The following is a 15,225-nucleotide window of genomic DNA, read 5'->3' as shown; positions in this document are numbered from 1 at the left end:
GATGATCGGATGAGCGGTAGCCCGCAGCACGCAGGACCCTACGCGACGTACAGCGCCATCCCTCCGGCGCACGGACTGTACGATCCCGGCGCCGAACGTGACGCCTGTGGAGTTGCGTTCGTGGCCACGCTGCGGGGCACGCCCGGTCGCGACATCGTCGACGCCGGACTTCGCGCACTGGCGAACCTGGACCACCGGGGCGCGGTCGGCGCCGAGGCGGACTCCGGCGACGGCGCGGGCATTCTGACCCAGGTCCCCGACGCGTTCGTGCGTGCGGTGATCGAGGCGGAACTTCCGGCCGCCGGGTACTACGCCATCGGGTTGGCCTTCCTGCCGCTGGACGCAGCCGGCGCCGACAGTGCTGCGGAGCAGGTGGAGCGGATCGCCGCCGAGGAGGGCCTGGACGTACTCGCTTGGCGGGATGTTCCGGTGCAGGACGGCCTGGTCGGACCCACCGCCCGGGCGTGCATGCCCACCTTCCGCCATCTCGTGGTCGCCGATGCGGCCGGCGCCCTGCACGGTCTGGATCTGGACCGGCGGGCCTACCGGCTGCGCAAGCGAGCCGAGCACGAGGCCGGGGTGTACTTCGCCTCCCTGTCATCCCGCACGCTGGTGTACAAGGGCATGGTCACCACCACCCAGTTGGAGCCGTTCTTCGCCGACCTGTCCGATCCGCGATTCGCTTCCGAGATCGCGCTGGTGCACTCCCGGTTCTCCACCAACACCTTCCCCTCCTGGCCACTGGCGCAACCGTTCCGTGCGGTGGCACACAACGGGGAGATCAACACCGTGCGCGGGAACAGGAACTGGATGGCTGCCCGGGAGGGCACCCTGGCCTCCCCTGCGCTCGGTGACCTGGCGCCGCTGATGCCGGTGTGCCGTGAGGAGCAGAGCGACTCGGCCAGTTTCGATGAGGTGCTGGAACTGCTGCACCTTGGGGGTCGGTCCCTTCCGCACGCGGTGCTGATGATGATTCCCGAGGCGTGGGAGAACCACACCTCGATGAACGCGCAGCGACGCGCGTTCTACGCCTATCACGGCACTCTCATGGAGCCCTGGGACGGACCTGCGGCGATGTGCTTCACCGACGGGCGGTACATCGGCGCGGTGCTGGACCGCAACGGGCTGCGCCCGGGCAGGTACTGGATCACCGCCGACGGACTGGTGGTCCTGGCCAGCGAGTCCGGCGTGCTCGACCTGCCCGCGGCCGAGGTGGTGCGCAAGGGACGACTCGCCCCGGGCCGGATGTTCCTGGTGGACACCGGTGCCGGCCGGGTGATCGAGGATGAGGAGATCAAGTCCGAACTGGCCCGGGCCCATCCCTACCAGACGTGGCTGGCGGAGAACCAGATCAACCTGGAGGACCTGCCCGAGCGCGAGCACGTGGCGCACTCCCGGTCCTCGGTGCTGCGCCGGCAGCAAACCTTCGGATACACGGAGGAGGAACTGCGCATCCTGTTGCGGCCGCTGGCGGCCACCGGTGCAGAGGCACTGGGGTCGATGGGTACCGATACGCCGATCGCGGTGCTCTCCGAGCGCCCCCGCCTGCTGTTCGACTACTTCTCCCAGCTCTTCGCCCAGGTGACGAACCCGCCGCTGGACGCCATCCGCGAGGAACTCGTCACCGCCGTCGGCGGGGCCATCGGTCCCGAGCCCAATCTGCTGGAGGCCACCCCCGAGCACGCCCGCAAACTCGTGCTCCCCTTCCCTGTCATCGACAACGATCAACTCGCCAAGATCAAGAACATCCACCGCACCCCGGGCCCGGGGCGAGGCTTCGCCGCGGTGACGATCTCCGGGCTGTACCGGGTGGAGGGCGGCGCGAGCGCGCTGCAGGCCCGCTTGGAGGAGATCTTCGCCGAAGTCGACGCCGCGATCGAGCAGGGCAGCAGTTTCGTGGTGCTCTCCGACCGTGACTCCGACGCCCTCCTGGCTCCGATCCCGTCCCTGCTGCTGTGCGCGGCCGTGCACCACCACACCCTGCGCAAGCACACCCGCACCCGGATCAGCCTGCTGGTCGAGGCCGGTGACGTGCGCGAGGTACACCATGTGGCCCTGTTGGTCGGATACGGCGCCGCCGCGGTGAACCCGTATCTGGCGATGGAGTCGGTGGAGGAACTGGTCCACTCCGGTGTGCTCAGCGACATCTCCGCGGAGCAGGCCGTGCACAATCTCATCAAGGGACTGGGCAAGGGAGTCCTGAAGGTGATGAGCAAGATGGGCATCTCCACCATGGCCTCCTACCGCGGTGCCCAGGTGTTCCAGGCACTCGGGCTGGCCCAGGACCTCGTCGACCGCTACTTCACGGCGACCTCGACGCCCCTGGGTGGGGTGGGCCTGGAGGTGCTGGCCGCCGAGGTGGCGGCCCGGCATGCCACCGCCTATCCCCGAAGCGGTATCGCCCCGGCGCACCGGCGGCTGCAGATCGGAGGGGAGTACCAGTGGCGCCGCGAGGGCGAACCCCACCTGTTCGACCCCGAGACGGTCTTCCGTCTGCAGCACTCGACCAGGACCCGCAACTACGAGTTGTACAAGGACTACACGCGCCGGGTGGACTCCCAGGCCGGCAGGTTGATGACGCTGCGAGGGCTGTTCACCTTCGCCGACTCCGGGCGCGCGCCGATCGGGATCGACGAGGTCGAACCGGTCAGCGAGATCGTGAAACGGTTCTCCACCGGGGCGATGTCCTACGGGTCCATCTCCGCCGAGGCCCACGAGACGCTGGCGATCGCGATGAACCGGCTCGGAGCCAAGTCCAACACCGGAGAGGGCGGGGAGGACACCGAGCGACTCCTCGACCCACGACGACGCTCCGCGATCAAGCAGATCGCCTCCGGGCGGTTCGGGGTGACCTCGGAGTACCTGGTGCACGCCCAGGACCTGCAGATCAAGATGGCCCAGGGCGCCAAACCCGGTGAGGGCGGGCAGTTACCCGGGGCGAAGGTCTACCCCTGGGTGGCCAAGACCCGGCACGCCACCCCCGGGGTCGGGCTGATCTCACCGCCACCCCACCACGACATCTATTCGATCGAGGACATCGCCCAACTCATCCATGACCTCAAGAACGCCAACCCCGCGGCCCGGGTGCACGTCAAGCTCGTCTCCGAGATCGGCGTGGGCACGGTTGCGGCCGGCGTGTCCAAGGCGCACGCGGACGTGGTGCTGATCTCCGGCCATGACGGCGGTACCGGTGCGAGCCCGCTGACCTCGCTCAAGCACGCCGGGGCGCCGTGGGAGATCGGCCTGGCCCAGACCCAGCAGACCCTGGTGCTGAACAACCTGCGGGACCGGATCGTGGTCCAGACCGACGGCCAGCTCAAGACGGGCCGGGACGTGGTCATCGCGGCCCTGCTGGGCGCGGAGGAGTACGGGTTCGCCACCGCCCCGCTGGTGGTCTCGGGCTGCGTGATGATGCGCGTGTGCCACCAGGACACCTGCCCGGTGGGGGTGGCCACCCAGAACCCGGACCTGCGCGCGCGCTTCACCGGTCGCCCTGAGGACGTGGTCACCTTCTTCGAATACGTGGCACAGGAGGTTCGGGAGATCCTGGCCTCACTCGGGTTGCGGTCGCTGGATGAGGCGATCGGAGAGGTCGATCTGCTCGACACCTCCGCCGCGGTGGACCACTGGAAGGCCGCCGGGCTGGACCTCACCCCGATCCTGGCCAAGCCGTCACTGCCGCCGGGGTCCCATCCACGGCAACGGATCAGCCAGGACCACGCGCTGGATCGGGCGCTGGACGTCGACCTCATCGCCCGCGCCGAAGCCGCCCTGGAACGGGGCGAACCGGTGCAGATCGAGGTCGGTGTACGCAACATCAACCGCACCGTGGGCACCATGCTCGGTCACGAGGTGACCCGCCGTTACGGGAGCGATGGTCTGCCCCGGGACACCATCGACGTCACCCTGTACGGGTCGGCCGGGCAGTCCCTGGGAGCGTTCCTGCCGCCGGGGATCACCCTGCGCCTGTTCGGGGACGCCAACGACTACGTCGGCAAGGGCCTGTCCGGTGGACGGGTGGTGGTACGGCCACCGGCCGAGGCCACCTTCAACGCCGCCGCGAACGTCATCGCCGGGAACGTGATCGCCTACGGGGCCACCTCCGGCCAGGTGTTCCTGCGCGGCACCGCCGGGGAGCGGTTCGGGGTGCGCAACTCCGGCGCCACCCTCGTGGTCGAGGGCGTCGGTGACCACGGATGTGAGTACATGACCGGCGGCACGGTGGTGGTACTGGGCGGAACGGGGCGCAACTTCGCCGCCGGCATGTCCGGGGGGACGGCTTACGTGCTGGACCTCGAGGCGGAGCTGATCAACGCCCAGGCCCTGGCGTCGGGGGACCTGAACCTGTCCGGTGTCAGCGCTGCGGACGTGGCGGAACTGACCGCGCTGCTCACCGAGTACGCCGAGCAGACCGACTCCCCGGTGGCCAAACACCTCCTGGCCGATCCCGAAGACCTGGCCCGTCGCTTCACCAAGGTGGTGCCGCTGGCCTTCACCCGCGTCACCGACGTGCTCGCCGAGGTCGAGGCCGCCGGCGCGGACCTGAGTGAACCCGATGTCTGGAATCGAGTGCTGGAGGCGACCCATGGCTGATCCCCGAGGCTTCCTGCGGGTGCGCGAACGCGAACTGCCCGCCAGCCGACCGGTACCGGTGCGGATCCGGGACTGGAAGGAGGTGCAAGAGCGTCGCGCGGAGGACTCGGCGATGCTCACCCGGCAGGCGAGCCGCTGCATGGATTGCGGCATCCCCTTCTGTCACAACGGCTGCCCGCTGGGCAACCTGATCCCGGAGTGGAACGACCTGGCCCGCACCGGCCGGTGGGACGAGGCGATCGAGCGGCTGCACGCCACGAACAACTTCCCCGACTTCACCGGGAGACTGTGCCCCGCGCCCTGTGAGACCAGTTGCGTGCTCGGGATCAACCAGCCGCCGGTGACGATCAAGAACATCGAGCAGACCATCATCGACGTCGCCTTCGACAAGGGCCTGGTCACCCCGCAGATCCCGGACCGACTCACCGGCTCCACCGTGGCGGTGATCGGCTCCGGCCCTGCCGGGCTCGCCGCCGCCCAGCAGCTGACCCGGGCCGGGCACACCGTGGCGGTCTTCGAACGGTCGGACCGGGTCGGCGGGCTGCTGCGCTACGGGATCCCGGAGTTCAAGATGGAGAAGCGTCACCTGGATGCCAGGCTGGCGCAGATGGAGGCCGAGGGAACCCGGTTCCGTCCCCGGGTGGACATCGGCGGTCCGGGCCACCTCAGCGGCGCCGACCTGCGTGAGCGGTATGACGCGGTCGTGCTGGCCATGGGCACCGAGTTGGCCCGCGACCTTCCCGTACCCGGGCGCGACGTGGCCGGGATCCATCAGGCGATGGAGTTCCTGCCCCAGGCCAACCGGGCCGCTGTGGGTGAGGACGTCCCCGATCAGATCCTGGCGACCGACGCCGATGTGGTGGTGATCGGCGGCGGTGACACCGGCGCCGACTGCGTGGGTACCGCGCATCGTCAGGGAGCGCGCTCGGTGCTGCAACTGGAGATCATGCCCCAGCCACCGGTCGAACGTCCGGAGAACCAGCCCTGGCCGACCCACCCGATGCTGTACCGCGTCTCCAGCGCCCACGAGGAGGGTGGAGAACGGGTTTACGCCACTTCCACCGCGGAGTTCCTGGCCGACGACGACGGCCGGGTGCGGGCGTTGCGGGTGGTGGAGGTGGACCTGAGTTCCGGACGCCTGGAGCCGATCGAGGGGACCGAGCGGGAGATCCCGGCACAACTGGTCCTGCTGGCGATGGGCTTCACCGGTGTGCCCGCCGACGGCTTGCTGAGCGAACTCGGGGTGGAGGTCGATGAGCGGGGCCGGATCGTCCGCGGTGAGGACTTCGGCACCAGCGTGCCCGGCGTCTACGTGGCGGGCGACTGTGGCCGCGGGCAGTCCCTGATCGTGTGGGCGATCGCGGAGGGCAGGTCGGCGGCGGCGTCGGTGGACTCCTACCTGCGTGGGCACACCGAACTTCCCGCCCCGATCGCGGCCGGCACGGTAGCGATGAAAGTCGGGTGAGCGGCCCGGGGGCAGTGGCACGAGCCACCCCGCAGACACAATAGGGTTGGAGCATGCGAAGAGCGAAGATCGTGTGCACCTTGGGTCCCGCCACCGAATCGATGGACATGGTTCAGAAGCTGGTCGATGCCGGAATGGACGTGGCCCGGATCAACCGCAGCCACGGCGACGTCGCCACCCACGAGGCGGTGTACGCCAACGTGCGTGCTGCGGCCAGGGCCTCGGGGCGTGCGGTGGCGGTGCTGGTGGACCTGCAGGGTCCCAAGATCCGGCTCGGACGCTTCGTCGAGGGCGGACACGACCTCGCCGAGGGTGACGTCTTCACCATCACCACCGAGGACGTCCCGGGCACCAAGGATCTGGTATCCACCACGTTCGAGGGCCTGCCCGGGGACGTGCACGCCGGCGACAGGATCCTGATCGACGACGGTCGGGTCGCGGTACGGGTCACCGAGGTGGACGGCCCGCGCGTGGTGACCCGCGTGGAGGTCCCCGGCCCGGTGTCGAACAACAAGGGACTGAACCTGCCCGGGGTCGCGGTGAACGTTCCGGCGCTCTCGGAGAAGGACGCCGAGGACCTGCGCTGGGCGCTGCGCCTTGGGGCGGACATGATCGCGCTGTCCTTCGTGCGCTCCGCAGCCGATTACGACGACGTCAAGGCGATCATGGACGAGGAGGGACGCACCGTCCCGGTGATCGCCAAGATCGAGAAGCCCCAGGCGGTGGACAACCTCGCGGAGATCGTCGATGCCTTCGACGCCATCATGGTGGCCCGCGGCGACCTGGGCGTGGAGCTCCCGCTGGAGCAGGTGCCGCTGGTGCAGAAGCGCGCCACCGAACTGGCGTTGCGCAACGCCAAACCGGTGATCGTGGCCACCCAGGTGCTGGAGTCGATGATCTCCGCGCCCCGGCCCACTCGCGCCGAGGCCTCCGACTGCGCCAACGCCGTGTTGGACGGCGCCGACGCGGTGATGCTGTCCGGGGAGACCTCGGTGGGCCAGTATCCGATCGAGTGCGTCGAGACGATGGCACGCATCATCACGAACACCGAGGTGCACGGCCTGGAACGGGTCACCCGGCTACGGGCCACACCGCACACCAGAGGGGGTGTGATCACCAAGGCCGCCGCCCAGATCGGAGAGACCCTGGGGGCGGAGTACCTGGCCTGCTTCACCCAGTCCGGTGACTCCGCGCGCAGGATGTCCCGGCTCCGTTCGGCGATCCCGCTGCTGGCGTTCACGCCCGATGAAGGTGTCCGGAACCAACTCGCACTGTCCTGGGGAATCCAGAGCTTCACCGTGGACCAGGTCCAGCACACCGACGACATGGTCGACCAGCTCGACAACGTGCTACGCGGGGATGACCTCGCCGCGGACGGGGACCAGGTGGTCGTCGTCGCCGGAATGCCCCCCGGGAAATCGGGCACCACGAACTCCATCCGGTTGCACACCGTGGGGGAGGAGTTCCCCGCGCGCTGAACCAAACGGCGAAGCGTGCGCGGCTACGGTGTGACGATGCGGATACTGATCTCGGCGGACATGGAGGGCGCCACCGGCGTCACCTGGCCCGCGGACTGCGAGCCGGGGGCGCCCGAGTGGGAACGCTGCCGACCCTTGTTCACCTCCGACGTCAACGCCGCTATCGAGGGATTCTTCGATGGGGGCGCGAGCGAGGTGCTCGTCAATGAGGCCCACTCGACGATGCGCAACCTGCTCCTGGAGGAACTGGACCCACGGGCCACGATGATCACCGGGCGGCACAAGGAACTGACGATGGTCGAGGGTATCCAGCGCGGCGCGGTGGATGGCGTGGCTTTCCTGGGCTATCACACCGCAGCCGGGACCCAGGGCGTGCTCTCGCACACCTACATCCCCGGGTCGTTGACCAACGTGCTGGTGAACGGTCGGATCGGCAGTGAGGGGCTGTTGAATGCCCACGTCGCAGCCGCGTACGGCGTGCCGGTCGTGCTGATCACCGGTGATGATCGCACCTGTGCCGATGCCGCCACGTACGCGCCGCAGGCGCGCACGGTGGCGGTCAAGGACTACGTGGCTCGGTACACCGCGGACTGCCGGCCGCCCGCGCGTACCCACGCCCAGATCAAGGAGTCCGCCGCCGCCGCGATGTCCCTTGCCGGGCAGGTCGAGGGTGTGAACCATGGTCCCTTCACGGTGCAGGTCGAGACCGACGCCACCCAACTCGCCGAGGCCGCGACAGTGGTGCCCACGGTGGTGCGGACCGGGGACCGTACCGTGGAGTTCACCAGCGCCACGGCCTACGACATGATCCGGTGTTTCAAGGCCGTCTGCACGCTGGTCTCTGCGGCCACCGAGCACCGGTACGGCTGAGGTGGAGCCCGAGCGCATCCGGCCGCCCCGGCTGCGGCGCGGGGACACCGTGGCGGTGGTGTCCCCGAGCGGCCCCGTCCCGCCCGACCGGCTCGAGCGTGGCGTGCAGGTGCTGCGCTCCTGGGGACTGGAGGTGGCCGTGGCCCCCCATGCTGTGGCGACCCACCCCGAACTGGACTACCTCGCCGGCACCGACGCCCAACGGGCCGGCGACTTCCAGGCCGCCTGGTGCGATCCCCGGATCGATGCGATCCTCTGTGCCCGGGGCGGGTACGGTGCCTTCCGGATGGTGGACCTCCTGGACTTCGAGGCGATGGGCCGGGCCCGGCCCAAGATCCTGGCCGGGTACTCCGACGTCACAGCCCTGCACCAGGCCATCGGCACCCGCCTCGGTGTGGTCACCCTGCACGCCCCGATGATCGGTGCCGAACCCTTCACCAGCGACGAACCCACCAGGGCGATGCTGCGCCGGATGCTGTTCGAACCCGAACTGGTCCGGACCATCACCGCCACCGGTGCCCGTGCCCTGATCGGCGGACGGGCCGGCGGGATCACCATGGGCGGATGCCTGAGCCTGCTCGCCAGCGGCGTGGGTGGGCCCACCGGACCACGGAGCGCGGCCGGGTCGATCCTGGTGATCGAGGACGTGGATGAGAAGCGTTACCAGATCGACCGGATGCTCACCGAACTCCTGCGATCGGGCTGGCTGACCGGCGTCGCCGCGGTGGTCGCGGGGTCCTGGCACGACTGCGAGGACGGGGTCGATGAGGTCCTGATCGACCGCCTCAGCCCACTCGGTGTGCCGGTGCTGACCGACGTCGGGTTCGGTCATGGCTCCCGTTCGGCGACGGTCCCGCTGGGAGTGCCGGCGGTGGTCGAGGACGCCGGGATCCACCTGTACGAACCGGCCCTGGCCTGAGTCGGTGGACGCGGGCAGGTCAGGTCAGGTCGGCCCGCACCTGCTCGATCTCACCGGCACCCGGACCCAGGCTCGCTCCGAGCACCCGATGGGCGTAGTGACACGCCACCTGCCGCTCGGAGGAGTGGGCGGCCAGCACCGGCAGATCCACGGTGCGGCAGTCGGACGCGACCCCGGCCTGGTCCGCCTCACCACTGGCCAGGACCGGGCAGCGCGGGTGGAACCGGCACCCGCCCGGCACCGACGTGGCATCGGGTGGCTCACCGGCGAGCACGATGTGATCGCCGACGGGGGAGTCCGGCAGCACCGAGACCAGCGCCTTCGTGTAAGGGTGCTGGGGGTCGGTGAGGATCTGTTCCACATCGCCCAGTTCCACGATCCGGCCCAGATACATCACCGCGATCCGGTCCGCGATGGACCAGGCCAGACCGAGATCGTGGGTGACGACCAGGGCGCCCAGGCCGAAGTCCCGGCGCAGGCGCAGCAGCAGCGCCAGGATCTCCCCGCGCACCGAGGCATCCAGGGAGGCCACCGGCTCGTCGGCGATGATGATGGCCGGATCCAGTGCCAGTGCCCCGGCGATCACCACCCGCTGACGCTGGCCGCCGGAGAGTTCGTGCGGGTAGGACAGCAGGAACCGCTCGGGCGGGCGCAGCCCGGCCTGGGCGAGCGCCTCGCAGACCCGGGTGTGCTCGTCGTCGTCGATCCCGTGGATCCGTAGACCCTCGGCGACCGCGTCGTAGACGGTGTGCCGGGGGTTGAGGGCGCCGGTGGGGTCCTGCAGTACCAACTGCACCTTCTTCCGGAAGGCACGCAACTCCCGCACCTTGGTGCCCAGCGGCCTGCCACCGAAGGTCACCGTGCCGGCGGTAGGCGCCTCCAGCCCGAGCAGCGTGCGCGCCAGCGTGGTCTTGCCACAACCGGACTCACCGGCCAGGGCCACGATCTCCCCGGGCGCCACGTCGAGGTTGACCCCGGCGACCGCCTTGGCCTCACGGCCATCGGGCAGGCCGAAGGTGACGTGCAGGTCGCGTGCGGACAGGATCTGGTCACTCACGTGGTGGACTCCTCCAGTCGGACGGGAGCGGGCGTGCGGATCGGCAGACCGTCCTGGGCGACGTGGCAGGCGCTGCGGCGCTGCGGATCTTCAGCCAGGGCCTCCAGCGGCGGGACCACGGTGAGGCAGTCGTCCCGGGCCACCGGGCAGCGCGGGTGGAACGTGCATCCGCTCGGCAGGTCGGTCGGATCGGGCGGGTCCCCTGCCAGACCGCGCGGGCGGTGCCGGGCCTCGACGTCCCCGATCACCGGGAACGCGGAGGCGAGCGCGTCGGAGTAGGGGTGGCGGGCGCCGGCGAACACCTCGTGCGCGCGGCCCTGCTCCACCACCTTGCCGGCATACATCACCGCCACCTCGTCGCAGGTATCGGCCAGCACCGACAGGTCGTGACTGATCATGATCATCCCCACGTCACGTTCCCGGACCAGGTTGCTGATCAGGTCCAGGACCTGGGCCTGGACCATCACGTCGAGCGCGGTGGTGGCCTCGTCGGCGATGATCAGGTCCGGGTTGCACGCCAGGGCCATGGCGATCATCACCCGCTGGCGTTGCCCGCCGGAGAGTTCGTGGGGGTAACTCGAGGACCGCCACACCGGGAGCCCGACCTGGTCGAGCAACTCGGCCACCCGCTTGCGCGCGACCTTCTCCTCGACCTGCTCGTGCAGCAGGATCGGTTCGGCGATCTGCGCCCCGATCCTGTGCATCGGGTTCAGCGCGTGCATCGCGCCCTGGAAGATGATCGACGCCGAGGACCACCGGACCGCGCGCAGCGCGCCGAAGGACATGTCGAGGACGTCCTTGCCGTCGAGCAGGATCTTGCCCGTCACCTCGGTCTGCGGGGGCAGCAACCGCAGGATCGCCGCGGCCAGGGTGGACTTGCCGCACCCGGACTCACCGGCCAGGCCGATGGTGCGGCCCGGGTCCAGGCTCAGGTCGACCCCGCGCACCGCGGGGATGGTCCCGCGTGAGCCGGAGTAGGTGACGTGCAGGTCCTGGATCTGAAGCAGTGTCACGAGGCTCACCGACGCAATCGGGGGTTGAGGGCCACTTCCAGGGCCCGGCCGCACAGGGTGAAACTCAGCACCACGAGCAGGATCATGAAGCCCGGGGGCAGCACGTACCACCAAGCCCCGGCGCTCATCGCACCGTTGGACCAGGCGCGGTTGAGGAGCATGCCCCAGGAGAGGTTGTTCGGGTCGTACAGCCCAAGGAACGCCAGGGTGGACTCGGTCAGGATCGCCCCGGCGATCGCCATGATGGTGCTGGCGAGCACCAGCGGGGTGACGTTGGGCAGCACGTGCCGGCCCATCTGGTGCCAGTGCCCGGCACCCAGGGCCCGGGCACGTTCCAGGTAGGGGCGGCCCTCGATACCACGCGTCTGCGCCCGGATCACCCTGGAGGTCCCGGCCCAGGAGGTAATGCCGATCGCGATGATCAGCACCCACATGCTCCGTCCCAGCACAACCACGAGCACGATCGCCAGCACCAGGGTGGGCAGGTTCATGAACCACTCGGCGATCCGCATCAGCACCCAGGAGACGCGGCCCTCGAAGTGCCCCGCGACGATGCCCACGAACGTGCCGATCACCATCGCCACCAGGGCCGCGGCGATCCCGATCACCAGGGTGACCTGGGTGCCGTACAGGGTCAGCAGCAGCACGGACCGGCCGAACTCGTCGGTGCCCAGCCAGTACTCCGAGGTGGGCGGTGCCATCCGGCCACCGGTCGCCTGCGTCACGCTGAGCGACTCCTCTGCGACCACAATCGGGGTGATGATCGCGATCATCACGAAGACGCTCAGCCCGATCAGGCCGGCGACCCCGGATCGCTGCAGGCGGAAGTCGTTCCAGATGGTGCGCATGGACTGGCGCCAGCGGCGCATACGCAGTGCGCGCGCGCTGCGCACGGTGGCGGCGGCGTTCTCGGTGCTCATGTCTTGCGCGCCCTCGGGTCGATGAACCAGTACAGGATGTCCGCGGCCAGGTTGGCTAGCACCGTGGCCGAGGCGAAGATCACGAAGAGTCCCTGCAGGACCGGGTAGTCCGGCACCGCGATCGCCTGGAAGAAGGTGTAGCCGAGGCCGGGCCAGGTGTAGATCATCTCGGTGACCAGCGCACCGTTGATGACGTTGCCGATCGCCATGAACACCAACGTCGTGGTGGGCAACAGGGCGTTGCGCATCGCGTGCCGGCGCCGCACCACCACATCACGCAACCCCTTGGCGCGCGCGGTGGTGATGTAGTCATTGCCCATCTCGTCGAGCATCGAGGCCCTCATGGTGAGCAGGTACCCGGCGTAAATCATCGCGGTGAGCGTGATGGTGGGCAGCACCATGTGGTGGGCGATGTCGAGGAACTGGGGCCAGAACCGGTCCGGAGTGTGCGCCGAGACCATCCGCCCGGTCGGGAACAGGCGCAGTTCCCGGGAGAAGATGATGATGGCGATCATCGCCACCCAGAAGGTGGGAGCGGAGAAGAAGATCAGCGCGATGTTGACGTTGCGCCGGTCGAACTTCGAGCCGTTCAGCCAGGCCGACTTCGCGCCGAGCGAGAACCCGATCAGCACAGACAGGATGAGCGCCACCCCACCCAGCAGCACCGTGGGCAACACCCGGTCGGCGAACAGTTGCAGAACCGGGACCTGGTACTGGATCGAGGTGCCGAAGTCTCCGCTGAGGGTTCCGGTCAGGTAGGACCAGAACTGGATGTGCAGGGGGTCGTCCAGACCCCACTCGGCCCGCAGCGCCCGCTCCAGTTCCGGAGAGGCCGACTGCATGTCCGTCATCAGGTTCTGGATGGGGTCCCCGGGCAGGATCCGGAAGATGAAGAACGCGGTGAACAGCACCGCCAGCAGCGACACGATCGCGCCGCTGACCCGGTTCAGCAGGTACTTCGCCAGCCCCGTGCCCGCGCCCGATCGGGCGCCGTCGTCCGGCGCGCCACCGGCCGGGTCGTCCTCGGACCCGGCCGGCAGCGCGGTCGTTGCATCGGACGTCATCTACTCGCGTTCCTCGGCGGTTTGACGACGACGCACCAGGACCACCACCAGGACGGCCACCCCGAGCAGCACCACCACACCGACACCGATGAGCACGGCGGTGCTCGCCCCGCCGACGCTCTCGCCGGTCGGGCTCGCGGAGTGGTAGGCCCAGGAGCCGATCTGGCCCATGATCATGCCCTCATCGGCCGGCTGGGTGGTGAAGTCCCCGACAGCGGTGCTGTTGTAGGCCTCCATCACCGTGGGGTACCAGAGGAAGATGATCGGGGAGTCCTCGTACAGGATCCGCTGGGCCTCGAACAACAACTCCGCCCGGGCGTCCGGGTCGGTCTCGGACTCCTGGTCCCGCACCAGCGAGTCGAACTCCTCGTTGCAGTAGAAGGTGTCCGTGGTGCCGTCGCCGGGTGCGGCGGGCAACTGCCCGCAGCTCTGCCGGTTCAGGTTGTAGGTCGGGTTCGGGTTGATGCCCCAGCCGGTGAAGGCCAGGTCGATGTTGCCCTCGTCGAACTCGTCCTGGACGTCCTCGGAGATGCGCTGTTCGGTCTCCACGCCGATCTCGTTGAACCACTCGGCGATGAACTGGGCCGTGCCTTCGCGCTCGGCGTTGCCGGCGTCCACGCCGAACACCAGGGACAACGGTTCGCCGTCGGGACCGACACGCACGCCGTCGTCGCCCATCTCGTAGCCGGCCTCATCCAACAAGCGGCCGGCCTCATCGAGGTCGAAGTCCATCCGTTCGTCGTCGCTGGGCTCCCAGTGGATCGTGCTGAACACGTTCGGCACGATGGAGTGGGCCACCTCGCCGTAGCCGCCGCGGACTCGTTCGATCAGTTCCTGTTTGTCCACCGCGTGGTGCAGCGCGCGGCGCACCTGCGGGTCCGCAAGGGCGGGGTGCCCGCTGCCGAACTCCTCACCATCGCGGGTGACGGCACCGGTGTTGAACCGGAACGCCAGCCAGCGCCGGTCCGGGGCCACGTTCGTGGTGATGTGGTCCAGGCCCTCGACCCGGCCCAGTTGGGCCTCGTTCAACCCGCCGACCAGGTCGACCTCACCGGCCTCCAGGGCTGCCACCGCGGTGTCCGGCTCGGTGTAGTACTGGTAGACGAGTTCACTGAAACCGGGCGCGCCCTGCCAGTAGTCATCGAAGGCCTCGTACCGGATGTAGGCGTCGGTGGAGAAGTCGACCATCTGGTACGGACCGATCCCGACGATCGGGAAGTCGTCGTTCCCGTACTCGTTCCATTCACCCTCGTACTCGGACCAGATGTGTTCGGGCACGATCACCTGGTCGCTGCCCTCCAGGTTCACCGAAGGGCTGCTCAGGGTGAACTCCACGGTCCGGTCATCGATCGCCTCGACGTTCTCGATCAACTCCACCACGTCGGCATTGCGGGCACTGATCACCGGGTCGTTCTCGATGATGTGGTAGGTGTACACCACGTCGTCGGCGGTGAACTCCTCTCCGTCGTGCCAGGTGGCCTCGCGCAGGTGGAAGGTCCAGGTGAGCCCGTCCTCGGACTCCTCCCAGTCTTCGGCCAGTCCCTCAGTGGGGCTGTAGTCCTCCGCGCTCATCCGCACCAAGGGCTCGTACTGCAATTGCCGGAACTGGTGCTCGATCACGTAGATCTGGATGAAGGGGTTCCAGTTCTCGATGGACTGGCCGGTGGCGATGGTCAGGACGTCGTTACCGGCGAACTCCTCGTACTCGCCCTGTTCGTCGAGGTCGTCCTCGACCTCCTCCTCACCGGCGGCATGGGCCGGGACGGTGAGGGCCGCTCCTATGGCGATCGCCCCCGCGGTGGCGGCGATTCTGCGCCACATTCCTCGTCCGTGGGTCATAATTCGT

10 protein-coding genes are annotated in these 15,225 nt (G+C 68.9%); 5 read left to right on the top strand and 5 right to left on the bottom strand.

Annotated elements, in window-relative coordinates; genetic code table 11:
• Positions 1-9: 9 nt before the first annotated feature.
• From gltB to ACO0LV_RS17090, 5 genes are read left to right on the top strand one after another with little or no spacing between them, the layout of a single operon-like run.
• Positions 10-4,593, top strand: a complete 4,584-nt coding sequence (gltB, locus tag ACO0LV_RS17110) for a glutamate synthase large subunit (RefSeq protein ID WP_424789134.1) — start codon at positions 10-12, stop codon at positions 4,591-4,593.
• Positions 4,586-6,058 carry a glutamate synthase subunit beta gene (locus tag ACO0LV_RS17105; RefSeq protein ID WP_424789133.1) on the top strand — a complete coding sequence of 491 codons (1,473 nt, stop codon included), beginning with the start codon at positions 4,586-4,588 and terminating at the stop codon, positions 6,056-6,058. Before gltB ends, ACO0LV_RS17105 begins: the two co-directional genes overlap by 8 nt.
• A 53-nt stretch (positions 6,059-6,111) precedes the next feature.
• Complete coding sequence (pyk, locus tag ACO0LV_RS17100) at positions 6,112-7,536, top strand: pyruvate kinase (protein WP_424789132.1); 1,425 nt, start codon at positions 6,112-6,114, stop codon at positions 7,534-7,536.
• Positions 7,537-7,572: 36 nt separating this feature from the next.
• A complete protein-coding gene (locus ACO0LV_RS17095) occupies positions 7,573-8,406 on the top strand; it encodes a M55 family metallopeptidase (protein WP_424789131.1) in 834 nt (277 codons plus the stop codon).
• A gap of 58 nt (positions 8,407-8,464) precedes the next feature.
• Positions 8,465-9,325 (top strand): S66 peptidase family protein, encoded by an 861-nt coding sequence (locus tag ACO0LV_RS17090; protein ID WP_424789130.1) that lies wholly within the window; start codon positions 8,465-8,467, stop codon positions 9,323-9,325.
• A gap of 19 nt (positions 9,326-9,344) precedes the next feature.
• Here ACO0LV_RS17090 and ACO0LV_RS17085 read toward each other — a convergent pair whose 3' ends face one another.
• Genes ACO0LV_RS17085 through ACO0LV_RS17065 form a run of 5 tightly spaced genes read right to left on the bottom strand, consistent with a single transcriptional unit; the run spans position 9,345 to position 15,218 of the window.
• A complete protein-coding gene (locus ACO0LV_RS17085; RefSeq protein ID WP_424789129.1) occupies positions 9,345-10,382 on the bottom strand; it encodes an ABC transporter ATP-binding protein in 1,038 nt (345 codons plus the stop codon).
• The gene (locus ACO0LV_RS17080) at positions 10,379-11,395 is read right to left on the bottom strand and encodes an ABC transporter ATP-binding protein (protein WP_424789128.1); all 1,017 of its coding nucleotides are present in this window, start codon (positions 11,393-11,395) and stop codon (positions 10,379-10,381) included. The genes ACO0LV_RS17085 and ACO0LV_RS17080 overlap by 4 nt, the downstream gene beginning before the upstream one ends.
• 5 nt (positions 11,396-11,400) lie before the next feature.
• Positions 11,401-12,315 (bottom strand): ABC transporter permease, encoded by a 915-nt coding sequence (locus ACO0LV_RS17075; protein ID WP_424789127.1) that lies wholly within the window; start codon positions 12,313-12,315, stop codon positions 11,401-11,403.
• Positions 12,312-13,379, bottom strand: a complete 1,068-nt coding sequence (locus ACO0LV_RS17070; protein ID WP_424789126.1) for an ABC transporter permease — start codon at positions 13,377-13,379, stop codon at positions 12,312-12,314. Before ACO0LV_RS17070 ends, ACO0LV_RS17075 begins: the two co-directional genes overlap by 4 nt.
• Positions 13,380-15,218: an ABC transporter substrate-binding protein gene (locus ACO0LV_RS17065; protein WP_424789125.1), complete on the bottom strand. Its 1,839-nt coding sequence runs from the start codon at positions 15,216-15,218 to the stop codon at positions 13,380-13,382.
• Between the last annotated feature and the right edge of the window lie 7 nt (positions 15,219-15,225).

The sequence above is a fragment of the Pseudactinotalea sp. Z1739 genome (assembly GCF_049725055.1).
GTDB lineage: Bacteria > Actinomycetota > Actinomycetes > Actinomycetales > Beutenbergiaceae > CALKWS01.
The sequence above is the reverse complement of the archived record's forward strand: the minus strand, read 5'-3'. Positions and strand labels throughout refer to the sequence as shown.